24 protein-coding genes are annotated in these 22,235 nt (G+C 65.1%); 11 read left to right on the top strand and 13 right to left on the bottom strand.

Annotation, left to right across the window (positions count from 1 at the left end; all coding sequences use genetic code 11):
• Positions 1-63: 63 nt before the first annotated feature.
• The 4 genes from ACIQUG_RS05885 to ACIQUG_RS05870 are packed head-to-tail and all read left to right on the top strand — an operon-like array spanning position 64 to position 3,536.
• Positions 64-1,770 carry an ABC transporter permease gene (locus ACIQUG_RS05885; RefSeq protein ID WP_402320587.1) on the top strand — a complete coding sequence of 569 codons (1,707 nt, stop codon included), beginning with the start codon at positions 64-66 and terminating at the stop codon, positions 1,768-1,770.
• The gene (locus ACIQUG_RS05880) at positions 1,758-2,798 is read left to right on the top strand and encodes an ABC transporter ATP-binding protein (protein WP_402318472.1); all 1,041 of its coding nucleotides are present in this window, start codon (positions 1,758-1,760) and stop codon (positions 2,796-2,798) included. The genes ACIQUG_RS05885 and ACIQUG_RS05880 overlap by 13 nt, the downstream gene beginning before the upstream one ends.
• Positions 2,799-2,853: 55 nt before the next feature.
• Positions 2,854-3,153, top strand: a complete 300-nt coding sequence (locus ACIQUG_RS05875; RefSeq protein WP_402318469.1) for a hypothetical protein — start codon at positions 2,854-2,856, stop codon at positions 3,151-3,153.
• Positions 3,150-3,536 carry a type II toxin-antitoxin system death-on-curing family toxin gene (locus ACIQUG_RS05870; RefSeq protein WP_402318467.1) on the top strand — a complete coding sequence of 129 codons (387 nt, stop codon included), beginning with the start codon at positions 3,150-3,152 and terminating at the stop codon, positions 3,534-3,536. Before ACIQUG_RS05875 ends, ACIQUG_RS05870 begins: the two co-directional genes overlap by 4 nt.
• Positions 3,537-3,586: 50 nt before the next feature.
• Here the strand turns inward: ACIQUG_RS05870 and ACIQUG_RS05865 are convergent, their stop codons facing one another.
• Positions 3,587-3,883 carry a hypothetical protein gene (locus tag ACIQUG_RS05865; RefSeq protein ID WP_402318464.1) on the bottom strand — a complete coding sequence of 99 codons (297 nt, stop codon included), beginning with the start codon at positions 3,881-3,883 and terminating at the stop codon, positions 3,587-3,589.
• Positions 3,884-4,121: 238 nt separating this feature from the next.
• On the opposite strand from ACIQUG_RS05865, the gene ACIQUG_RS05860 reads away from it, so the two are divergent.
• From ACIQUG_RS05860 to ACIQUG_RS05850, 3 genes are all read left to right on the top strand, one after another.
• The gene (locus ACIQUG_RS05860; protein WP_402318461.1) at positions 4,122-4,730 is read left to right on the top strand and encodes a glutathione S-transferase family protein; all 609 of its coding nucleotides are present in this window, start codon (positions 4,122-4,124) and stop codon (positions 4,728-4,730) included.
• A 449-nt stretch (positions 4,731-5,179) separates the two neighbouring features.
• A complete protein-coding gene (gene ftsZ, locus ACIQUG_RS05855; RefSeq protein WP_402318459.1) occupies positions 5,180-6,220 on the top strand; it encodes a cell division protein FtsZ in 1,041 nt (346 codons plus the stop codon).
• 82 nt (positions 6,221-6,302) lie between these two features.
• Positions 6,303-7,103, top strand: coding sequence for a nucleotidyltransferase domain-containing protein (locus ACIQUG_RS05850; protein ID WP_402318456.1), 801 nt, complete (start codon positions 6,303-6,305; stop codon positions 7,101-7,103).
• Positions 7,104-7,208: 105 nt separating this feature from the next.
• Here ACIQUG_RS05850 and ACIQUG_RS05845 read toward each other — a convergent pair whose 3' ends face one another.
• The 5 genes from ACIQUG_RS05845 to ACIQUG_RS05825 all read right to left on the bottom strand — a co-directional run bounded on the left by ACIQUG_RS05845 (position 7,209) and on the right by ACIQUG_RS05825 (position 12,426).
• Positions 7,209-7,601: a hypothetical protein gene (locus tag ACIQUG_RS05845; protein ID WP_402318453.1), complete on the bottom strand. Its 393-nt coding sequence runs from the start codon at positions 7,599-7,601 to the stop codon at positions 7,209-7,211.
• A 519-nt stretch (positions 7,602-8,120) separates the two neighbouring features.
• A complete protein-coding gene (locus ACIQUG_RS05840) occupies positions 8,121-8,243 on the bottom strand; it encodes a hypothetical protein (protein ID WP_255380501.1) in 123 nt (40 codons plus the stop codon).
• 328 nt (positions 8,244-8,571) lie between these two features.
• On the bottom strand, positions 8,572-8,703 hold the full coding sequence (locus ACIQUG_RS05835) for a hypothetical protein (protein WP_256364289.1): 132 nt from the start codon (positions 8,701-8,703) through the stop codon (positions 8,572-8,574).
• Between the two features lie 233 nt (positions 8,704-8,936).
• A complete protein-coding gene (locus ACIQUG_RS05830) occupies positions 8,937-11,249 on the bottom strand; it encodes a mechanosensitive ion channel family protein (RefSeq protein ID WP_402318448.1) in 2,313 nt (770 codons plus the stop codon).
• 403 nt (positions 11,250-11,652) lie between these two features.
• The gene (locus ACIQUG_RS05825) at positions 11,653-12,426 is read right to left on the bottom strand and encodes an SDR family oxidoreductase (protein WP_402318445.1); all 774 of its coding nucleotides are present in this window, start codon (positions 12,424-12,426) and stop codon (positions 11,653-11,655) included.
• A gap of 290 nt (positions 12,427-12,716) precedes the next feature.
• On the opposite strand from ACIQUG_RS05825, the gene ACIQUG_RS05820 reads away from it, so the two are divergent.
• Positions 12,717-13,619: a LysR family transcriptional regulator gene (locus ACIQUG_RS05820; protein WP_402318441.1), complete on the top strand. Its 903-nt coding sequence runs from the start codon at positions 12,717-12,719 to the stop codon at positions 13,617-13,619.
• A 47-nt stretch (positions 13,620-13,666) separates the two neighbouring features.
• On the opposite strand, the gene ACIQUG_RS05815 is transcribed toward ACIQUG_RS05820, so the two are convergent.
• The 4 genes from ACIQUG_RS05815 to ACIQUG_RS05800 form a co-directional block, all read right to left on the bottom strand.
• Positions 13,667-14,203, bottom strand: coding sequence for a hypothetical protein (locus ACIQUG_RS05815; RefSeq protein WP_402318438.1), 537 nt, complete (start codon positions 14,201-14,203; stop codon positions 13,667-13,669).
• Positions 14,187-15,428 (bottom strand): multidrug effflux MFS transporter, encoded by a 1,242-nt coding sequence (locus ACIQUG_RS05810; protein WP_402318435.1) that lies wholly within the window; start codon positions 15,426-15,428, stop codon positions 14,187-14,189. The genes ACIQUG_RS05815 and ACIQUG_RS05810 overlap by 17 nt, the downstream gene beginning before the upstream one ends.
• Positions 15,429-15,728: 300 nt before the next feature.
• Positions 15,729-16,241, bottom strand: a complete 513-nt coding sequence (locus ACIQUG_RS05805) for a GNAT family N-acetyltransferase (protein WP_402320585.1) — start codon at positions 16,239-16,241, stop codon at positions 15,729-15,731.
• Positions 16,242-16,496: 255 nt separating this feature from the next.
• Positions 16,497-16,640 carry a hypothetical protein gene (locus ACIQUG_RS05800; RefSeq protein WP_034793319.1) on the bottom strand — a complete coding sequence of 48 codons (144 nt, stop codon included), beginning with the start codon at positions 16,638-16,640 and terminating at the stop codon, positions 16,497-16,499.
• 280 nt (positions 16,641-16,920) lie between these two features.
• On the opposite strand from ACIQUG_RS05800, the gene ACIQUG_RS05795 reads away from it, so the two are divergent.
• Positions 16,921-18,084 (top strand): sensor histidine kinase, encoded by a 1,164-nt coding sequence (locus tag ACIQUG_RS05795; RefSeq protein WP_402318432.1) that lies wholly within the window; start codon positions 16,921-16,923, stop codon positions 18,082-18,084.
• 66 nt (positions 18,085-18,150) lie between these two features.
• Here ACIQUG_RS05795 and ACIQUG_RS05790 read toward each other — a convergent pair whose 3' ends face one another.
• Positions 18,151-18,855, bottom strand: coding sequence for an SDR family oxidoreductase (locus ACIQUG_RS05790; protein WP_402318429.1), 705 nt, complete (start codon positions 18,853-18,855; stop codon positions 18,151-18,153).
• Between the two features lie 124 nt (positions 18,856-18,979).
• On the opposite strand from ACIQUG_RS05790, the gene gcvA reads away from it, so the two are divergent.
• Positions 18,980-19,924 (top strand): transcriptional regulator GcvA, encoded by a 945-nt coding sequence (gene gcvA, locus ACIQUG_RS05785; RefSeq protein ID WP_402318426.1) that lies wholly within the window; start codon positions 18,980-18,982, stop codon positions 19,922-19,924.
• Positions 19,925-19,931: 7 nt separating this feature from the next.
• Here the strand turns inward: gcvA and ACIQUG_RS05780 are convergent, their stop codons facing one another.
• Positions 19,932-20,465, bottom strand: coding sequence for a putative immunity protein (locus tag ACIQUG_RS05780; RefSeq protein WP_402318423.1), 534 nt, complete (start codon positions 20,463-20,465; stop codon positions 19,932-19,934).
• A 161-nt stretch (positions 20,466-20,626) separates the two neighbouring features.
• Here ACIQUG_RS05780 and ACIQUG_RS05775 point away from each other — a divergent pair, with 161 nt between their 5' ends.
• On the top strand, positions 20,627-21,163 hold the full coding sequence (locus tag ACIQUG_RS05775; RefSeq protein ID WP_402318420.1) for a hypothetical protein: 537 nt from the start codon (positions 20,627-20,629) through the stop codon (positions 21,161-21,163).
• Between the two features lie 178 nt (positions 21,164-21,341).
• Here ACIQUG_RS05775 and ACIQUG_RS05770 read toward each other — a convergent pair whose 3' ends face one another.
• Positions 21,342-21,995, bottom strand: coding sequence for a glutathione S-transferase family protein (locus ACIQUG_RS05770; RefSeq protein ID WP_402318417.1), 654 nt, complete (start codon positions 21,993-21,995; stop codon positions 21,342-21,344).
• Between the last annotated feature and the right edge of the window lie 240 nt (positions 21,996-22,235).

Here is a 22,235-nt window from a genome sequence, read left to right as displayed (position 1 = left end):
CTGAAACGTAACGATGCGCGCAGCCGGCCCCGCTGGCTGCGCTTTCCCATTCAAGGCCGGACGATGGGCGCGCCCAAGCTACGGGTAGGCGCCAGCCCCGCTGCCGAGCCGCGCTGGCTGGCGCCCTTCGTTCTCGCCTGCCTGTTTCTTCTCTGCCTGCTGCCGCTCTTCAGCCTGGCGAGGGCCGGTTTTTCCGGGCTCGTCTCCGGACGGTCGATCGGGGTGCTCACGGAGCCCGCGACCTTTGCGGCGATCCGCAACACGCTTTTGACCGCGACTGGCGGCATGGTCGTCTCCGTCGTCATCGGCGCGCTCTTTGCCTTCTTGGTGGCGCTGACGGATGTGCGCGGCAAGCTTACGCTCAGCTTCGCCTTCATGCTGCCGATGATGATCCCGCCGCAGGTGACGGCCCTTGCGTGGGTGGAGATGACGGGCCCGGCGAGCCCGCTGTTAAAGACGCTCGGCATCGCGCCGCCGCTCGGCAGCCCGCAGCCGCTCTATTCGCTCATGGGCATATCGCTGCTTCTCGGCGTGCAGCATGCGCCGCTGGTCTTCCTGGCGCTGAAAGCCGGGCTTTCCGCCTCGCCGCGCGACGGGGTGGAGGCGGCACGGCTTGCCGGGGCCACGCCGCTTCGCGTCTTTCGCGACATCGTCGCACCGCTGTCGCTGCCGGGGTTGATTGCAGGCGCTGCGATCGCCTTCGTTTCCGGCGTCGGCAATTTCGGCATTCCGGCGATCCTCGGCATTCCGGCAGGAATCGAGGTGCTGCCGACCCTGATCTATACGCGGCTTGCCAGCTTCGGCGCCGGCACCTTCGGCGAGATCGCGCTGCTCTCCAGCCTCATCGCCTTCATTGCCGCGGCCGGCTTGATGCTGCAGCAAAAGGCGCTTGTCGGCCGGGACTACCGCATCATCGGCCTTTCCGGCGCGAATGCGGCCTTTTCGCTCGGCCGCTTCCGCCTGGTCGTCGAACTGCTCCTCGCGGCGATCCTGCTTCTCGTGCTGGTGGCGCCGCTCGCCGCGCTTGTCGCAAGCTCGCTGGTGCCGGCCTACGGCGTGCCGCTCAATTGGCAGACCGTGTCGTTGGGCGCTTACGAAGAAATCCTCTTTCGTCAGTCGATGACGCTGAAGGCGCTCGGCAATTCCATGTTCCTTGCCATCAGTGCAGCGCTCGGCCTGCTCGCGGTCTCGGTGCCGGCGGCCTATCTCATGACCCGGCGCAAGGGGTGGCTTTCGAATACGCTCGGCATCCTGATCGAGATCCCCTATGCGTTGCCGGGCATCGTGCTCGCCGTCGCCTTCATCCTCACCTTTGCCGCACCTTTGCCGATCCTCAAGGTCTCGCTCTACGGCACCATCTGGATCATCCTGATTGCCTATTTCTCCTCGTTCCTCGCCGTCAGCCTCAAGCCTGTGATGAGTGCTTTCCTGCAGATGGACCCGTCGCTGGAAGAGGCGGCGCGTCTCGCGGGCGCCGGTTTCTTCAGGCGGATGCGCGATGTGATCCTGCCCTTGGTGGCGCCGGCGGCGGGGGCTGCGATCATCCTCGTCTTCCTGATTGCCGCCAACGAGCTGACGGTCTCGGCGCTGCTCTGGTCGGCCGGCACCCAGACGCTCGGCGTTGCCATCTTCAATCTCGACGACAGCGGTTCGTCGGACCTGGCCGCAGCCCTTTCGGTGCTCGTGGTCGTCATGGTCGTGGTGTTGATGGCAGCACTCGAGGCGCTCGCAAACTATCTCCCGGAAGGCGTGCTGCCATGGCGCAACTGATCCTCAACCACCTCACCAAGAATTTCGGCGGCGGCCGGCCGGCGGTGTCTGATGTGTCGCTGACGGTGCGGGAGGGCGGCTTCCTGGCGCTGCTCGGGCCGTCCGGCTGCGGCAAGACGACGGTGCTCCGGATGATCGCCGGCTTCGAGCAGCCGAGCGACGGCTCGATCGATTTCGGCGAAAGGCGGCTTTCGGATGCCGCGCGGGCGCTGCCGCCGGAGCGGCGCAACATGGCGATGGTGTTCCAGTCCTATGCGCTCTGGCCGCATATGACGGTGGCCGAAAATGTCGGCTATCCGCTGAAGGTGCGCGGTATTTCGGGCTCGGCGTGGCAACGGAGCGTCGCCGATGCCCTGGCGCTGGTGAAGCTCACCGACTATGCCGACCGCCGACCCGCAGCCCTTTCCGGCGGTCAGCGCCAGCGTGTGGCGCTCGCCCGCTGCCTGGTGACTTCGCCGGACGTCGTGCTGCTCGACGAACCGCTTGCCAATCTCGACCAGCATTTGCGCAAGTCGATGGAGGAGACCTTCCGCATCTTCCACGAGCGCTCGGGCGCAACGATGATCTATGTGACGCACGACCAGGCGGAAGCGATGGCGCTTGCGACCGATGTCGCCGTGATGTCCGAGGGGCGGTTGATGCAGATGGCGCCACCCGCCGAGATCTACGCCAGACCCGAAGGCGCCGTCGTCGGCGGCCTCATCGGCCGCGGCTCGGTGCTCAAGCTCGCGGTGCCGGAGGGCGCGCCTCGCGCGGTCGAATGGCCGCTGCTGCGGACAGCGCTTGCCGGGGTCGGCATGGAAGGTGCTGGCGATGGCGCCGTTCGTGACGTCCTCGTGCGCCCGGAACACGTGCGCCACGACGGCGAGGGCATGGCGCTCCGCGTCGTCTCCTGCGTCTTTGAGGGCGAGCGTTTTGCCCTGACCTTGGCTTTGCCGGATGGCCAGTCGTTGAAAGCCTTTGGCGACAGGGCGATCATACCGGGAGACACGGCGCGCTTCGTGATGAGCCACGGGTGGCGGCTTTGAGAGGAGGCGGTAGCGCCTCCTTGGAAACGCCACTTCCAAATGCTATATCGTAGCTATGGCCAAGAATGTCAGGAAGACAACGGGAAGAGTTGCTGATGCCGCGAACAAGCGTGAGCTTTACCGCGACAAGGACGGCATTTTTCACGAGATCTTGAAGTACAATAGCGAAGTGATTTCTCGATCCGTAGTCGGATCTTCGCGACCTGCCTCGAACCTGCGAGCGCAAACGGTTGTCGTAAAACAGGATCAACCGCCTTTGGCAGCCAGCGCCGATGAAACCTACGACGTCTCGATGAAGGCGGCGGAGGATATCTTCGCCCGCTTCGATTGGACGCTCTCCGAACTTGCCAAATGAAGCCAATATCCTTCGATGCTTTGGTACAGGCCCACGACCTGACCATCAAGCGGCACGGAGGTTTGCCCGGTATCCGGGATGAAGGCGCAATTCGTGGCGCGATTGCGCGTCCTGTCAACATTGCGCTCTACGAGGATGGCGTCACGATCGGCAGGCTAGCGGCCGCGGTGTGCGTCGGGATAGCCAAGGCACACGGCTTTACCGATGGCAACAAGCGCGCCGCGCTCTTTGCGCTTGCGATGCAGCTGGGGATCCTGGGCTACAGGCTCGATGCCAGCCAGAGGGATGTGCGTGACGTCATCTGGTCCGTTGCCGATGGCAAAATGGGAGAGGCGGAGCTTGCGGGCTGGGTGGACGGTCACCTCCTGCCAGCGGGCGCGTGATACCGTCTTCAAATACCGACTTTCGCCCATAATTCTGCAACCGTGTGAGCTCACTCGCAATCGGGCTTGTCGAGTTCGACCTCGAACTGGCGCGGGCCGACGACGCCCGGCTTTGCCGGCAGGCCGACGATCCTCGCGATGACCGTGCACTTTCCGGCGACGACGGCATAACGGTCGCGGCCCTGGCTGATGACCTTGTCGATCGGGTGTTTGGGAACGGCGACGGCGACCGCGTTGATGACCGCGTTCAACTCGCGCGCCCGCTGAAAATTCGGTGCAAGGGCGGCCGTGGCCTGACCGGCGGCAAGGAGGAGGGCGAGGCAGGCGACGGCGGATCGGACAAACATGGCAAGCTCCTGTTTTCAAGTGAAGGAAGCATGACGCCCTGACCGCTTCAAGTGGCTGGGCTCGGCCGCCTGGGACGACTGACGGGATTCCGCCATTTGCCGCGCCAGCCCACAAAATTCATCACACCACGAAATAAACCGTTGAGTTAAATGAAACCGGTTGCTATAAACAATCAGTATCCCGCTTAAACGCGGCTCAGGAGGAACGGGGCGGTCGCCTCATCGACAGGAGGATAGGATGAAGCTTTATCAGGGCATGGGACCGAATTCGTATCGCGTGCGCATCTTCATGGCGGAGAAGGGGATTTCGCTGCCGATGGTGGATGTCGATTTCGCCAAGGGTGAGCACAAGGCGCCGGAGTTCCTGGCGGTCAATTCGCTCGGCCAGATCCCGGTGCTGGAGCTCGACGATGGCACGATTATTACCGAGAGCGTCGCGATCTGCCGTTATCTCGAAGAGACCAAGCGCGAGCCGCAGCTCTTCGGCCATGATGCCGTCAGCCGCGCCAAGATCGAGATGTGGAACCGTCGCGCCGAACTGGTGATCCTGGGCACCGTCGGCAATGTGGCGCTGCATTCGGATGCCTTCTTTGCCGAACGGCTGACGCAGTTTCCGGCCTTTGCCGAGACCGAGCGGGTGGCGGTGCCGAAGAAATGGGGCTGGCTCGACGACGAACTTTCCGACGGTCGGCCGTATCTGGCCGGCGATCAGTTCTCGATCGCCGACATCACTGCCGGCGTTACCGCCTGGCTCTGCGACGTCTTCGGCATGGAGATCCCGGCCTCGGCCAAGAACGTGCAGGGCTGGCTGGAGCGGGTGCGCTCGCGGCCGAGCTTTGAAGCTTAGGGGGCAAAGTGCAGGGGCGGCGGTCGGCCTCGCATTCCCTGCCGGGACCTTCTCGCCGTTTTGACGGGGAGAAGGGGGCTTGCGGCAGCCGCTCGCTCGCCCGTCAACCTCAGCGGAAAGAGGCTCGATCAGCCAATCGCGGCAGCGGTCTTCGCTGCCGCGCGTCCCTGTTTGGGAGCCGGCCGTCGACCACGTCCCCTCTCTCCGCGCAGCGTGGAGAGGTTTAGGGTGAGGGGTGGATGTGGCGTAACGACTTGATTGTTTGTATGTTTTCGCCAATCTGCGGCGGAATCCCGGCCGCCTCTGCGCCCCCGCTAAAATTCATATGTGGATAGGCGCGTCGCCCTTTTTGCTTGCCTTCTCCATGGCTTTTTTCAATTCCTAAAATACAAGCTGCCCGATTCGCCGCTGCCGGGCGCCCGCAAGGCGCTGGCTCTAGGAGACAAGCCATGACCGATTTCAAGAAGCCCACGATCACCGAAATGCGCCCGAAGATCACCGTGATCGGGGTCGGCGGCGGTGGCGGCAACGCCATCAACAACATGATCAACGAAGGGCTTCAGGGCGTCGATTTCGTGGTCGCCAACACCGACGCGCAGGCGCTCGCCATGTCGAAGTCGTCGCGCATCATCCAGCTGGGTGCAGCCGTGACCGAAGGCCTCGGCGCCGGCTCGCTGCCGGATGTCGGCCGGGCGGCGGCGGAAGAATCGATCGACGAGATCATGGATCACCTCGGCGGCACGCATATGTGCTTCGTCACCGCCGGCATGGGCGGCGGCACCGGCACGGGTGCGGCGCCGGTGATCGCGGCGGCCGCGCGCAAGGCGGGCATCCTCACGGTCGGCGTCGTCACCAAGCCCTTCAGCTTCGAGGGCAAGCGCCGCATGGAGACGGCAGAGCAGGGCATCGAACGCCTGCGCGAAGCGGCTGACACCGTCATCGTCATCCCCAACCAGAACCTCTTCCGCATCGCCGATGCCAAGACCACCTTTGCCGATGCCTTCGTGATCGCAGACCGCGTGCTTTACTCCGGCGTCGGCTGCATCACCGACCTCATCGTCAAGGAAGGCCTGATCAACCTCGACTTCGCCGACGTGAAGTCGGTCATGAAGGGGATGGGCCGCGCCATGATGGGCACCGGCGAGGCGACCGGCGAGGGCCGGGCGCTGAAGGCCGCGGAAGCGGCGATCGCCAACCCGCTGCTCGACGAAGTGTCGATGCGCGGCGCGCGCGGCGTGCTGATCTCGATTTCCGGCGGCATGGACATGACGTTGTTCGAAGTCGACGAAGCCGCGACCCGCATTCGCGAAGAGGTCTATGACGAGGCCGACATCGTCGTCGGCTCGATCTTTGACCGCTCGCTCGACGGCACCTTCCGCGTTTCCGTCGTCGCGACCGGCCTCGATGGCGCACGCTCAGCCGTCAACCCGGCCGGCGCCGCCGTCGGCCAGCCGGCGTCAGAGCCTGTACCGACCCGCACGCTGCAATAGCATACGCATCCATCGCCTGCTTCAAGGACCCTCCCGATGTGATGACGCCATATCGGGAGGGTCCTTGCGTTTGGAGGCTCGAATGAGCGACGAGGGTGTACCCGCCGATGCGGGGGCAAAGCGCGCGCCAGCGGCCGTGGGCCGTGCGGCGAGGGCGGTGATGGCGGCCGAGGCGGTGCTTGCGGAACGCTTCCCGAAGGCGATCTTTGCGATCGTTGCGGGCTCAATCCTGCGCGGCGAGGGTACGGAAAGCTCGGATATCGACCTGGTGGTTTTGCACGAGGCCCTGCCGGCCGCCTGGCGGGAGAGCTTTCATTTCGACGGCTTTCCGGTCGAAGCCTTCGTGCACGATTTCGAGACGCTCAACTGGTTTGCCGACCAGGACATGGCGGGCGGCTGCCCGGTGCTTACGGACATGGTGGCGGGCGGCGTTGCGATCGGGCCTGAGCGGGCGCGTGCCGAAGCGCTCCAGGCCGAGGCGCGACAACGCCTGGAACAAGGGCCGGCACCGCTGACACCGGAAATCCGCAACGGACTGCGCTACCAGATCACCGACCTGGTGGACGATCTGCGCGATCCACGCCCGGCCGCCGAGATCCGCGCCATTGCCGCCGAACTGATGCGGCCGCTCGCCGATCTGATGTTGCTTGGCCGCGGGCGCTGGTCTGGGCGCGGCAAATGGCTGCCGCGGCTGCTCCTGCGGGCCGACGCGGCCCTTGCCGAGCGTTTCGACGCGGCCATCTGCAACGCCGGTGCAGGACAGGCGGCGGATTTGATCCGGCTGGCCGAAGATGAGCTGGCGCCGCATGGCGGGCCGCTGTTTGCCGGGGATCGGCGGACGGCGCCGGTGGGCGCCCGGCGTCCTGGTCGTCTCGTGGAGTGAATGCGCGTCCGGGGCGTTCTCAGGCGAGCGCTGACGGAACCGACCGCTGCGAAGCGCTGGATGAGGCAGCAGCGACGGTGCGTGCAGAGGCGAGACCTTTGGCCTTCACTCACTACGCGGAGGGCGTGGCTCCCGGAGCTCTGCTTCCTCGATCACCGAGAATGGAAGTTCCTCGTACATTGAGCGGTTGAACTCGGCGAAGGTCAGCCTGCCATCGACGAACACTTTGAAGTAGCGCCGGCAGACGTCCTCCGCCATTTCCTCGCGACTGGAATAGGGCGTTCCCTCCAGCGCATCGTCCTTGAGGTCGGGCAGGTACTCCGACACGCAGGCCTCGACATATTGCGGTTGTGCGCCCGGGCGCTTGCGCAGCGCCGACAGGGTCCATTCATATTTGGAATAGCTCATGTATTGCTCGGTTCGCGGCGCGAACAGGACGATTGCGACGATGCACAGGAGAGCGACGGACATGCTGCCGGCGACGAGACGAAGGTTCATTTATTCAATCGTATAAATTGTTGCCCATGCCTATGTAATACAACTTTAGCGGTTAGCAAGATGTGCGCTTTCGCCTCGGGTGGTTTCACGAAATGTTCCTCCCCCAAATGGGGGAGGAGGCTACGAAAAAACCACTTTCGTGCTCGGACCGTTCTCCGATCGTTCGGCGTCTATTAGAGGTTGCGAAATTGGGCGCTCCCAATTGCACCGCTCGACCGAAGCGGGGTGGGACGGGCAGGGCGCGATATGGCGGCGGCGTGCCTTTGTCGGTCCGGCTGCGGGGCAGCGGCAAAAGACGTTTGGGATGGAAACGGTAGCGGTTTGCGGGCGACGCGGACCGCGACCGATGTCCTTCGCGCCGATTGGACAAAGGCAATCCCCGTGGTGGCACCTCGGGTGCGGGTGCGGGTGCGGGTGCCGCCTTCAGTCAGAGATGGGAGCGTAGGCGGCGCCGGGCCGAAGCATCGTTCCGCTTCCAGTGCGATCAAAGAGGGAAACCTTCGATCAAAGGGGGAAACCTTAAAGTGCGGCCAGCTGTTCGGCTGTTGCAACGATCTGCGTGTTGCCGAGCGAATGGTCGGCATATTTGAACACCAGGATGCTCATGACTGAGGCGACAAGGGCTACCAGGATGATGCGCATGGTGTTGCTCCGACTTCCTTCTTGCCCGGCCTTGATCCTTCGTTTCACCGGGCGTTGATCGATCCGGAAGCCTTCAGCTTTCCGGTCAAAGGCCTTTCGGCCTTTCGTTGAACCTGCTCTAGCAAATGGCCGGGGCCGACTATTGTTCCCGCGGGGACAGCGGGAAAGTGCGGGCGCATGCAGCTTTGTGGTGTGCTGCGGGCTGGTCCCTTTGAGAAACGGAAGGGCGCCGGGCGCAGCCATGCGCCTTCGGACGCCTGAGGGGCGCCTGCGCATCCGCTCGGTTTCTTCTGCACGCTCGATGTCGGGGGATGGAGGTCGGACGGCCCTAGAGGCCGAGGAGCCAGAAGAGGATGCCGAAGAGCACGATGAATGCGCCGACGGCGAGCAGGAAGCGGGCCATGCCGGTGTTGGTATCCTTCGTGCCGACGAGGCAGTACCAGAGGTGATCGTTATCCATTCCCGAATGCTCCATCGAAAGGCGCTCCTGTCGCGCCCGCGTGGCCCACCATACACGCAAAGGTCGTCGCGGCACGTGGAATGATTGCGTGTCCTTGTCGCCGGATCGCGGTTGGCGGAGATGATGTCTTGGCGGCGGGAGTTGTCGCGCCCAGGCTGCGAGAGCAGGGTGGGCAGCTTTCGTTTCGCCACAGCACCGGCCTGTCCCCACCGCTGCCGCCAGCGTATGCCAGCTTAACCCTCCGCGTCCGCCGTTTCGGCCGCTACCGGCTTTCGCGCCAGTGCGAGGTTCGCGGCGGCCGCCTCGGCCTCGGCTGCACCGGCGGCGCCGGAGCGCACGGTGACGGCGTTGGAGGCGAGGTCGAGGCCGGCTTCGCGCAGCGCCGGCAGCAGGCGCTTCATCGACTCGCGCTGCAGGATGCTGGGGTTGCCGGGGCGGGCGGTGAATTTCAGCCGCACGACGAGCGAGTTTTCGGTGACGTCCTGGATGCCCTGCATCTTCAGGGGCACCAGGAATTCGCCGCCGATCTCGGGGTCTTCGAGCATGGCAAGCCCGACCTTCTTGATGGTCTTGCGGATCTTTTCGGGGTCGGCATCGCGCTCGAATTTCAGCTCGAACTTCACCGTGCTCCAGTCACGACTGAAATTGGTGACCGCCTGCAACTGGCCATAGGGGATCGTGTGGATCTGGCCGTTCTGGTGGCGCAGCCGAAGCGAGCGCAGCGAGATGCGCTCGACCGTGCCCTTGAGCTTGCCGGTATCGACATATTCGCCGACGCGGAAGGCATCGTCGGCGATGAAGAAGATGCCGGAGACGACATCCTTCACCAGCGCCTGCGAGCCGAAGGAGAGGGCAAGGCCGAGCACGCCGAAGCCGGCGATCAGCGGCGCGATGTTGATGCCGAGCGCGGAGAGGATGACGAGGCTGGTGACGGCGAATATGCCGCCGAAGATGAGGTTGCGCACGAGCGGCAGGATGGTCGAGAGGCGGCTTGTCTGCTGGACCACCGTGTCGTCTTCGCTATCGCCGGGCAAAGCGAGGCGGGCGGTGGGCGCGAAGGCTTCGAAGCTGCGCCAGAGGAAGCTGCAGATCACCCAGGCGGCGACGACCGCAAGGCTGATGCGCTCGAGAACGACGATCCAGCCGACGGCAGCGGCGGTGTCGTGCTGGACCATGACCGAGCGCCAGAGCTGGATGATGATGTGCAGGCCGATCAGCCAGGTGGCGCCGGCAAGCGCCGTCTGGATGCTGCCGGAGATCGCCGCGTGCAGCCTCGATGAGGCGGGCGTGCGACGGCGCTCGGCGGCGGCGCCTACCAGCGAATGGATGCCGAAGGCGAGGATCGGAAGGGCGAGCAGGATGATCTGCGTCATGCCGCCGGCAAAGCTCCAGGCCGCGCTGTTGGGGCTGCCGGCGACGATCACGCTCATCAGCCAGAGCACGATGGCGCTCAAGGCATAGAACTCCGGCACGCCGAAGGCGATGGCGCGACGCACGGGCCCGGGGTTTTCGCCGGCAAAGAGCGCGCGGATGTCGCTGGCGCCGGCGATGAACCAGTGGAGCTTGACGAGCGTCAGGATCGTGACCCCGATCAGCAGCCAGCCATCGGTGGCGGCAACGTCGAGCCCGCGCTGGTGGGCGAAGCGCAGGCTGGCGCCGACGACGGCTCCGAGCGCGCCATAGGCGAACAGCATGTTGGCGTGAAAGCGCGGGTGGGCGATGTCGAGCAGGCGGATCTCGGGCCGCGTCGGGGCAAAGAGGAAGCGCGCGCCGACGGCATAGGCGGCGGACGCGACGGCAATGGTGATCAGCGCATGGGCAAGCTCGGCCGAGGCGGTGCCGCGCGCCAGGAGCAGATGGGCAAATCCGTGGGCGACGGCGGCGAAGATCACGAGGTAGGCGATGTCGAAGCCGAGCCGGATGATCGAGGCGCGCATGCGGTGCAAGAGGTCGACCACCTCGAAAGAGGCGCCGAACAGGCGATGGATGACGAGGCGGCAGGCAAAGGCGGCGGCAAGCCCGGCGGCAACGGCAAGTGCGGCCACTGCCGCGACCGAGGCCACCGACCAGCCTTCGACACGAATGCCTGCCGCAACGTCAGCCATGACCCCGGCGATGCCGGACATGCCGGCAAGGCCCATTTGCAAGCCGTTGATAAATCGTGCGGAAAGGGTGTCGAGAGAATCCTCCGGCTCGGCGGCCGGCGTGGGGGTAGCACTCTCCGCGCTTGCCGGGGCTTGAGCGTCGGCCGCGTTCGGCGTGGCCGCTGGCGTTGCTGTGTCGGCCGGGGCAGGTGTCGCCGCATCATCCGGCGTTGCGGCCGTGGGCGCAGCCTTGCCCGAACTCTCCCGCCACTCGACGGTCACCGGCCCGCCGGCCTTGGCGGCAGCCCGCAGGATCTGCTCGATTTCGGCAGGGCTTTGGCCGGGCGTCAGGATGACGGTGACCGGCGGCGGCGTCGTCTGGGCGAGGGTGGGCAGGGCAACTGCCAGAAGGAGCACGAGGCCTGCCAGGAGGCGACGGACGAGAAACGGGATATGCGTCATGAAGTTCATCCACTGAGATCGGTTGTCCGCCATGCGGCCGCATGCATCACATTACATAACGTTCTAAAATTCCAATCGAATTTTGTAGGGCAGGCACGCGGCGGTAACGGACGTGCCTTGATGCCCTTGAGAGGCAATCGCGCCAGCCGCTGACCCTCACCCTCTCCCCGCAGGCGGGGAGAGGGGATGCGTCGAAGATGTGGCAGGCGTGGTTGCCCATATCGGAGAGGCCCGCCGGGAACCGCATCTGCAGTCATCGCCCCGCTTTGCTCGCGTGCTTTGAGACGAGGCGCGCGGGTGCCGCGTGTCCCTTCTCCCCGCAGGCGGGGAGAAGGTGCCGGCAGGCGGATTAGGGGCGACGTCGCCGTCCGGATGAGAGCGCGACCCTCGTCGCGCGATACGGTCACTTCGTCGTGTAGCCGCCGTTGACGAGGATCGTCTGGCCGGTCATCCACCAGCCGTCGGAGACGAGGAAGCGGATATAGGGGACGATGTCCTCGATGTCGGTGAGGCCGGTCTTGGAGAAGGCCGAGAGGGCTGAGGCGGTCTTGTGATAGGCGACGGCGTCGGCGCCTTCGGCCGGATAGAAGAAGGGCGTATCCATCGGGCCGGGGCCAATGGCGGTGACCGAGATGCCGCGCGCGCCGAATTCCTTGGCGGCGGCCCGGGTGAAATGCTCGACCGGCGCCTTGGTGCCGGCATAGGCCGCATAGAAGGGCGTGAAGGCGCCGAGCAGCGAGGTGACGAGGGTGCAGACCTTGCCGTTGTCGCTGACATGCCTGCCCGCCTCGCGCAGGAAGAAGAAGGCGGACTTGGAGTTGACCGCGCTCATCTCGTCATATTCGGCCTCGGTGATCTCGACGAAGGGCTTCTTCAGGACCTTGCCGACGGTGTTGACGGCGATGTCGATGCTGCCGAGCGCCGCCTTGGCGTCGGCAAAGAGCTTTTCGACATTGGCGGCGCTGGTGAGATCGCCAGCAAAGGCGTGGGCCGCGGCACCGGTCGCCTTGATCGCGGCCACGGTCTCGTCGGCTGCCGCCTTCGTCGCCGCGCTGTTGTAATGGATCGCGACGCCACGGGCGCCGTTTTCGGCGAAATCGCGCGCAAGCAAGCCGCCGAGGTTCTTCGCGCCGCCGGCGATGAGGACGGTTTTGCCGTTGATGCTGTGGTCTGCCATGGTCGTCTCCTTTTGTCGGCCGCTTGCTGCGGCCGGTTTGCGGCGAGCGGGGATGCCGGCGTCAGCGCACTGTCCCGGGACTGCTCCGGTGTTGACGGCCGGTCGCGGGCCTGTTGATCGTCCCGAACGCCGTACGCCGCGTTTCGAAATAGCGCGGGCCGTGCCGCCGCCAACGTGAGGGCGGGCTGCGACGGGCATCGCAAGGGAGAGAATATCGTCGGCGTCGCTGGCATAAAGCGTCCGTCCGTGACATGACTTGTCAGAAATGACGAACAATGGATGTGGCCGGCATGGACAGGATCGAGCTTTTCCGCATTTTCACCCGCGTCGTCGAAAGCGCCAGTTTTACCCGCGCGGCCGACACGCTGGGCCTGCCGCGCTCCTCGGTGTCGGCGGCGGTGCAGACGCTCGAAACAAGGCTCGGCACGCGGCTCCTGCATCGCACGACCCGCAAGGTGGCGCCGACACAGGATGGCGCCGCCTTCTACGAGCGCTGCCTGCGGCTGATCCAGGACATGGACGAGGCGGAGAACCTCTTTCGCCGCAGCGCTTCCGGCCCGACCGGGCGGCTGCGCGTCGACCTGCCGAGCCGCATCGGCCGGCTGATCGTGGCGCCGGCGCTGCCGGAGTTCCTCGCGCGCTACCCGGGCATCGACATCGATCTCGGCATGACCGACCGGGCGGTGCACCTGATCGAGGAAAGCGTCGACTGTGCACTGCGCGTCGGGCCGCTTGCCGATTCCGGCCTGATCGCCCGGCCGTTCGGCACGCTCAGGCTGATCAATGTCGCAAGCCCCGACTATCTCACCCGCCACGGCACGCCGAAAATACCCGCCGATCTCGCCGAACATTTCGCGGTCAACTATGCGTCTCCCTCGAGCGGCCGGGTGGAGGACTGGGAATGGATCGAAGGCGGCGAGGTGCGCACGGTGACGGTTACCGGCCGTGTCAGCGTCAACAGTGCGGAAGGCAGTATCGCCTGCTGCCTCGCCGGCCTCGGCCTCATCCAGATCCCGGCCTTCGACGTGATCGACCACATCCGCGAAGGCCGGCTCGTCGAGGTGATGCCGGATCACGTGGCTGCCCCGATGTCGATGGCGCTGCTCTATCCGCACCGCCAGCATCTGTCGCGCCGGCTCAAGGTGTTTGCGGATTGGCTGGAGGGGCTGATGCGGGGTGTGGTTGCGGCGTGAGAGGGCTGGGCCCGCTTTTTTGCGAAAGACGGGTTTGTTTGTGCGCGCTAGCTGATCGCCTGGTGGCAGCGGTGGCCGTTCCACGGCAGAAACTCTGATCCGCCTGCATTCCACTTCCCGACGAATTCGGAGAAATCCGAGGTGAAGGTGACGAGCAGCTGGCCGTAGCCGTATTTGTCGCGCCACATGAAGCTTCGGGTGAGATCGCTGCCGTCGCCATCGTCGCCGGTTTCGGCAAGCTCGCCGTCGACGGACTGGCCCTGATCGGAAAACACGTATTTGCCGACGACCGTGCCATCGGCGGCGGTTTCGAAATGCGTCTCGGCATCCGAGAGCACGCCGGCGGAGGAGAGCTGGCCGCAATAGGTGCCCGAGGGCGCGGTGCTCGTCTCGCCGGCCATCGCCGCAGAGGCGGATGCGGTCGCAAGCAGCAATGCGGCGGTGAAGGAAAGGCTTGCTGTCAACGCGGCACCTTTGGCGTTTCGGGACTTCGCGGTCTTCTTGTGATCGCCGGGCAGCGGCGAGTCGCGACGGTTGTCGCCATGGGCGGTCAATCGGAAGGCAAAATCAAGGTGCGCATGCATCCAGCGCCGGCGCCGTGCTGACGCTGCCGTTGCCGAACAGGCGGCCCTTCTCGGCGACGAGGAAACAGGCGAGCACGCAGGCGCCGAAGAGGCAGAGGCTCGCCATCACCGGCACGAGCGTGCCATCGAAGGACTGCGCCACCGCCCAGCCGAGGATGGCGCCGCCGACGGTCTGGATGGCGCCGAAGATGGCAGAGGCGGTGCCGGCGACCTCGCCGAGCGGCTCCATGGCGAGCGCGCCGGTATTTGGAAAGCCGAAGGTGACCATGGGTGTGACGAGCACGACCATCAGCAGGAACAGCCAGAGCGGCGGAGTTGCGACCGCGACCATGGCGAGCCAGAGGATGCTGCCGGTAAGGAAGGTGAGCATGGCGCCGTGCGCCAGCCGCCGCATGCCGAAGCGTGCGACCAGGCGCGAATTGGTGAGGAAGCCGATGATGGCGGCGGCCGGCATGGCGGCGAAGGCGAGCGGATAATAGGGGCCGAGGCGATAGATATCGACATAGACCTGCTGCGACGTGTTGATCAGCGCCAGGATGATGCCGAGCAGGAAGGCGCCTGACAGGCCATAGCTGAAGGCGGCGCGGTTGCGGATGACGCGGGAAAAGCCATCGGCGATACTTGCGAAATCGAGCGGGCGGCGGCTGGCAAGGGCCAGGGTTTCGGGCAGGCGCAGCAGCGTCCACAGCCCGACGATCGCCGCAAGCGCGCCCATGGCGACGAAGATGAGCTGCCAGGGACCAAAAAGCAGGATTATCTGCCCGACACCGGGCATCAGCAGCGGCACGAGCAGGAAAATCGACATGGCGACCGACATGACCTCGGACATGGCCGCGCCTTGATAGCGGTCGCGCACGGCCGAAAGGATGCCGACGCGGATGGCGGCCGCGGCCACCCCTTGGGCAAAGCGCAGCGACAGCAGTGCTGCAAAGTTGCCCATGGCGGGTGAGGCGAGTGCGCAGGCGAGGTAGACGGCAAGGCCGATGAGAACGGGCGGGCGGCGGCCGAAGCGATCGGAGAGCGGCCCGAACAGCACCTGCGGAAGGCCGAAGCCGATCAGGAAAACGGTGAGGACGAGGGAGCGGTCGTTCGGATCGCTGACCTGAAAGGCAGCGCCGATCTCCGGCAAGGCCGGCAGCATGATATCGAGCGCCAGCGCCTCGATGGCCATCAGCGCGGCCACGAGCGTGACGAACTCCCTTCGGGAAAGGCCCTTGCGTTCCACCTTGCGCCCCCGAGCCGCAGGGGCGGCAGTATACTCGGTCTTGTGAGCGGCGTCGAAACGGTGCGTGTTACGTCCCCGGTGTCGGCGAGCTGTCGGCCCTGCGCCTGGAGCAGCCACCGCCGGACGTTGGCCGGGCGCGAAGGTCGAACCGTTCGCTGTCGCGCCACTCCGGTTGAGGCCGGCCATGCGCTTGTCCCCGTCCAGGCTTGCCGACCAGCGACCGACAAAGACGTGCAGCGGCTAGCGATTGGCTGGCACCGATCGGAGCGGGATCATCCCGCTCCGAGGCATGTGGTGAGGTCAGCTTGCGTCGAAGCCCGCGTGGTAGCGGACGCGGCCGGAGGGCACCGGGCCTGCGAACGCCTGGGCCATGAAGTACTCGGCCGGCACGCCTTCGAGGTACAAGCCGGCGTGGTGCTCGAAGCCGAAGCGCTGGTAGTAGTCCGGCTCGCCGAGGACGACACAGCCCTTGGCGCCGGTGCCGGCCAGGCGCGCGAGGCCCTCGCGGATCAGCCTGCCGCCAATGCCGCCCTTCTGGCGGTCGGGCCAGACGGAGACCGGGCCGAGGCCGTACCAGCCCATATCGTCTCCACCAAGGTCCTCTCCGTCGATCGTGACCGGAGAGAAAGCGACATGGCCGATGATCTCGCCTTTATCGCGGGCGACCAGCGAGAGCGTCAACGCGCCGGCGTCGCGCAGGGCGTCGATGATTTCGGCCTCCGTCTGGCTGCTATAGGCCATCGGCGCGAAAGCTGCCTTGGTGATCTGTCGAATGGTGGGGATATCGCTCCCTTGTTCGGAGCGGATGTCGATGATTGTCATGGTAAAACCTGTTCTTGAAACCGTGGTCGCGCGCCATCGACTGCGAACGACGGATATCGTTCGCCGGTGGCGCGGTTTCGCGTCTCGACCGATCGAGACGCTCAGTGGGTGAGAACAAGCTCCAGCATCGACAATTCCTCTGCTCAGTTCAGGCGAGCATCTTGGTATAGAGCCAGGCCTTTGTGGCGGTCAACGGGCGGGCAGCCGCTGTGCCCGCCTTCATCGCTGAGGCTCGCTGCCTGCGCCCTAGTTTTCCTGAACCGAAACGCCGTCCTGGCCGATCTTGATCTCGACGCCCGGCTTCGTCTCTTCCTGGTAGACATAGATGCCGAGGCCGACGACGGCGACGGCAAGCAGGGCGATGACGAGATAGAGGCCGTTTCGGTTCATGCGGAGCTCCTTTTTCGGTGGTTCGTCTGGGAAATAGGCGCTTCTCAAGGAAAGACAATGGGATAACGGCGACGATGCGCGCAGAGGGCGATACGGCTTGGGAAGCCAACCTGACCCACTATGCTGGCTTCTTTGACCGCGCAGGGAACCTCCAGCGCGTTCGCAGCGCCCTCCATTCACCAAGGCGTACAAAGGTTGATTTGCCTGCATTGGTTGATTTTCGCTAATTGAGGCAAATAGATTGAACGACGCGAACGACTGAATGCGGATGGTGGCCGGAATGATGGTGCTTGGAAGTTTCTACCGAAAAACCTTCGACATGGACCATTCGGATACGAGCGCCGCCGCGTTCTTCTCCCGGGTGATCAGGCTCGTGCTCTCTTTCTGGGCGGCCGAGTTTTTCATGACCGGTGGGCTCTGGGTGGTGCTGGGCGTCAATCCGGTCGACTACGCGCCGATCAAGCTGGTCGTGTCGCTGGTATGCGTGCTGATCACGCTGATGATTTCCCACATCGTGGCGATGATGCGGGCAAAAAACATCGCGGCCCAGGTTTTCGTGTCGGCGGTCCTGTCCATTCTGGCATCGACGGTCGCAACCACCGTCGACTATCACCTGTTCACCTACGTGAAGCCCGCAATCGGCATCGACTATACGATCGAGAACGTCTGCTACACGCTGTTTTACGGCATCTCGCTGTTCTTCGGCTGGTCCTGCTTCTTCATCGCCTACATGTACAACCTGAAGGTTCGCGCGCAGGAGCGCCGGCTGGCGATCACGCGCGAAGAGGCGCTGACCGCGAAGATGCAGGCGCTCTACTACCAGATCAACCCGCACTTCCTGTTCAACACGCTGAACTCGATCGTCGGCCTGATCGAGGAGGGCGCGTCGTCGCAGGCGAGCCGGGTCGTGATGTCGCTGTCGTCGTTTCTGCGAAAGACGCTCGAAATGGATCCGCTGCGGGATTTGGCGCTTTCGGAGGAACTGGCGCTGCAATCGGAATATCTGGCGATCGAGAAGGAGCGCTTCTCCGATCGCATCAGCGTCACGCTCGACATTCCGCAGGAGTTGAGGACGGCGCTGGTGCCGAGCCTGATCCTGCAGCCGCTCGTCGAGAATGCCGTGAAGCATGGGCTCGGGCGCTCGTCCGGCGATCTGAAGATCACGATCAGCGCATCGCAGGCGGAAAACCGGCTGCAGCTTTCGGTCGACAACGTGTCGGATGCCGGCGAGGTCTTGCCGACGGTCAAACGGTCCGGGCTCGGCGTGGGGCTCGCCAATGTCGAAGAGCGCGTCAAGGCGCGCTTCCCCGAAGGCGGTTCGCTCATCGCCGGACCGGTCTCCCCGGCGCATTTCCGCGTGACCGTGACCATGCCTTTGAGAGCACCCGTTGCCGACCGGCTTGCCTATGCTGCCATCGACACCGCGCCGGTCGTGACGGCCTGAGCGAGGCGACAATGGCTTGCGCGCGCCCGGTGAGGCGCGCGACGGGGCAACGGGGGAGGCTCGCGCTCAGACCGAGCGCGTCAGGCCGCCATCCACCTTCAGGTTCTGGCCGGTGATGTAGGCGGCACCATCAGAGGCGAGGAAGGCGACGGTGGCGGCGATCTCGGCGCTGGTGCCGTAGCGCTTCATCGGCACGGCGTCGCGGCGCTCTTCGGTCGCCGGCAGGCTGTCGATCCAGCCGGGCAGAACGTTGTTCATGCGCACGTTGTCGGCCGCATAGGTGTCGGCGAAGATCTTGGTGTAGGAGGCAAGACCGGCGCGAAAGACGGCCGAGGTCGGGAACATCGGCGAGGGCTCGAAGGCCCAGGCGGTGGAGATGTTGATGATCGCGCCCGCCTTCTGCTTCTGCATGATCGGCGTGACGAGGCGGACCGGGCGGATCACGTTCATCAGATAGACGTCGAGGCCGGTGTGCCACTGTTCGTCGGTGATTTCGAGGATCTGGGCGCGCGGGCCATGGCCGGCGCTGTTGACCAGCACGTCGATGCGGCCCCATTTTTCCACGGCCGTATCGACAAGGCGCTTCAGGTCGTCGTTCGACTGGTTGGAGCCGGTGATGCCGATGCCGCCGAGCTCGGCGGCGAGCGCCTCGCCCTTGCCGGAGGAGGAGAGGATGGCGACCTTGTAGCCGTCGGCGGCCAGGCGCCTCGCGCTCTCGGCGCCCATGCCGCTGCCGCCGGCGGTGATTACGGCCACTTTTTCTACTGCCATTTTATCAATCTCCTCATTCGTATCCGTGGAATACCGCTTTCGCGGGTGCTGCCATTGAAATACCATCTCCTTCATGCAACCGCGAAACAGTTTCGCTTTCATATGGCAGTAGAAAAACTATTCGATGAGTGACGCACCGGGAAAGCTCCCTTCGCTGAATGGCGTGAAAGTGTTCGAGGTGGCGGCGCGCCACCTGAACTTTCGCCTCGCCGCCGAGGAACTGGGCGTGACGCAAGGCGCCGTCGCCCAGCAGATCCGCGGGCTCGAGGCGGAGCTTGGGGTGAAGCTCTTCGAGCGGCTGCCGCGTGCGCTGGCGCTGACGGGCGAGGGACGCGCCTATATCGCCGATGTCAGGCGGGCGCTCGAAATCATCGCGCGGGCGACCGACGGGCTGAAGCCACAGCCGGTGCGGCTGACGATCAGCACCACGCCGTCCTTCGCGTCGCGCTGGCTGATCCCGCGCCTGCCGGATTTCACCGCAAGGCATCCGGATCTCGACCTGCATATTCTGGCGACCGACCGCATGTCGAGCTTCCAGGCCGATGGCGTCGATCTCGCCGTGCGCTACGGGCGGCCACCCTTCGGGCCGGGGCTGGCGGTGGAACTGCTGTTCGAGCAGGAGATCGTCGCGGTCTGCAGCCCGATGCTGCTCGCCGGGCGGCCGGCACCGAAGACAGCCGAGGAACTGGCCGGCTATACGCTGCTGCACGACGCCCATAATTTCTGGCCGGAATTCATCGAGCGTCATTTCGGCGGCAGCCGGCAGGCCTCGTTCAAAGGCATCAGCTTCAACCAGACCTCGCACGCGATCGAGGCGGCGACGGCCGGCCAGGGCATCGTGCTCGCCAACCGCGATTTCGTCGCGCGCGATCTCGCCGAAGGGCGGCTCATCCGCCTGTTCGAGGCATCGATGACCGGGCCTTCGGACTTCTATCTGGTCTGGCCGCGCTACCGAAAGTCGCCGGCGCTGCAGACCGTAGTCGCCTGGCTCAGCGATGAGGCGAAAAAGGAGCGGAGAGGCTCGGCGGACCCGAACCTTGCAGAGGGAGCGCAGAGCGCGCGTTCTTGATCCGCGATCAGGGACGCAGGGCCATGTCGAGCCGGTAGAGGAGGGCGTGAAACGCACCCTTGCTGGGCTTTCGTCCCGGCAATTTGCCGACGATGCGCCGGATTTCCGGAGATGCGAGCGCGATCAGCTGCCGGAGTTCAATTTCGGTGGCGGCTGCCTCGTCATCTGCGCCAAGCGAAAGCGCCTGGATGGCGTAGGCCGCGGGACCGAGCACGTGGTTGATCTGGTGCGGCGACTCGATCGGATGGGTATAGGGCGCACCGGCAGCCGCGATGGCGGCGCGGGCCGCAGCCTTGGCGGCGGGATCGTCGACCGCACGCGCCGCTGCCTGGGCGCCCCAGGCGGCCTTGCGCAAGGCGGCCGTGCGCGGACCGCCCTCGGCAAAGGCGGCAGCCGCGGCGATCGCCTCGCGCGGTCGCGGATCACCCGGAACAATGGCCTCGAAGACCGGCAGCGCGCGGGCGGCGCAGAGGATTGCCCAACGCGTAATCTGGCGCAGGTCGTCTTCGCTCAGGAGCGGTGGAGCGTTATCCTCGTACATGGTTGAGGTCCCTCGTATGGCAGACCGACACGCGGCACCCCGTTAGACGCGGAAGCCTCGGGCGTTTGAAATCCCGTCGCCGTGAGCCGTGGCAGAACTTGCAGTGATCCGCAACAGACCTATTGTGCGCCCGCCGCACCGGACCATGGGATGACGCGAAAATGATGCCTGCCGAACTCGAGACTCCCAAATACGCGCAGATCGAGAACGAGCGGCGCTTTCTCGTCGATCGCTGCCCGGATCTGTCGCAGCACGACTATCGGACGATCGAGGACCTCTACGTGACCGGGAGCCAGCTCCGGGCTCGTGCCATCACCTTCAGCGATGCCCGCCCGCCCGCGTTCAAGTTCTGCAAAAAGTACCCGTCTGACAGCACCACATCTCAGCCGATCGTCAACATCTATCTGACTGCCGAAGAGTATGAACTGCTGTCGCAACTGCCCGGAAACAGGGTTCGCAAGCGCCGCTACCGCCGCGAGTTCGACGGGATGGTCTACAGCATCGACGTCTTTGAAGGCGCGCTTTCGGGGCTGATCCTGTCGGAGGTCGAGGCCGGCTCGGCCGAAACGCTGATGGCCCTGGCTCCGCCGCCATGGAGCAGCCTGGAGATCACTGACGACACCTTTTTTCACGGGGGCACCCTCGCAGGTATCGGTGCCGTTGAGCTTCAGGCGAAGATCTCGTCGCTCGGGCGGTGATTGGCCGGATGTGTGCCGATGCCCGTCACGGCTGGGCGAAGATCTCTGAACGTCACCGCACCTTCCTGAATCCGGTAGGTTCGGTTGACGCCGGCAGGCACCAGATTTCGGTAAAGCCATGGGCGGATCGTAACGAGAGCCAATCGTTGTACCGGCTACGACGGCCAACCCATCGCGTTCAGCGCTCCCAGCCCTGCGTAAACGGAAAGCGCTCCGCCCAGAGGGTGGCCAGCCTCGGGTCGGAATCGACGCGGCGGATGACGTCTGCGAGCTTGGGGGCGACCTCGTAGAAGCGGCGGCGGCCGGGAGACCAGCGCGAGGCGGTGGCGACGTAGAGGTCGAGGACCGAGAGTTCGTCGCCGAGAAGATACTTGCCCGGTTGCAGCTCCGCGCCCATTCGCTGCCAGCAGTGGGCGACGCGGTCGAACACGCGTGCCTTGACGGTTGCGTGGTCCTCTTCCTGTTCCGCAATGCGGGACGGGTCGTCGGCGATCCAATAGAGGGCGTAGATGGCGGCGGATACGAAGGTCATCCACCGGAGAAAAGCCGGCCGTTTTGCGTCGCTCACGGCCGGGGCCAAGCGGCCCTCGGGGTGGGCGTCGGCGAGCCAGATCAGGATCGCGGCACTTTCGGTCATCAGTTCGCCGTTCGGGAGCACGAGCGCCGGAACCTGGCGCAGGGGATTGATGCGGGCCAGCCTGTCCGCCTCCTGCTTTCCGTCCCAGGGTGCGTGATCCTCGACGCGATAGGGCGCGCCGAGCAGGCTGAGGGCCGCCTCGATCGGCACGGAGCCGGAGCCTGACGCTCCATAGACGACAAAGGGTTCGGCCAACGATCATTCTCCCCGCATCAAAAAGCCGGGGCGCATACCCGCAGGCTCGTTCATACCCGGGGTTGTCGCACGGATCGCGGCTTTCGCGCTATAGTGAGCGTTCCGCTATCCCCGCGGGAAATCGGGCACAGTTCGTCGGCGGCTGCCATTCTTCGCATATGGGCCGGGCGGAAATGCGTATAGTGTTGATCGGCCGGCGAGGGGACGCTATTGCACCCGCCGCGTCCATCCTGCCCACAA

Source organism: Ensifer sp. NPDC090286 (genome assembly GCF_044769565.1).
Classification (GTDB): Bacteria; Pseudomonadota; Alphaproteobacteria; order Rhizobiales; family Rhizobiaceae; genus Ensifer.
The sequence above is the reverse complement of the archived record's forward strand: the minus strand, read 5'-3'. Positions and strand labels throughout refer to the sequence as shown.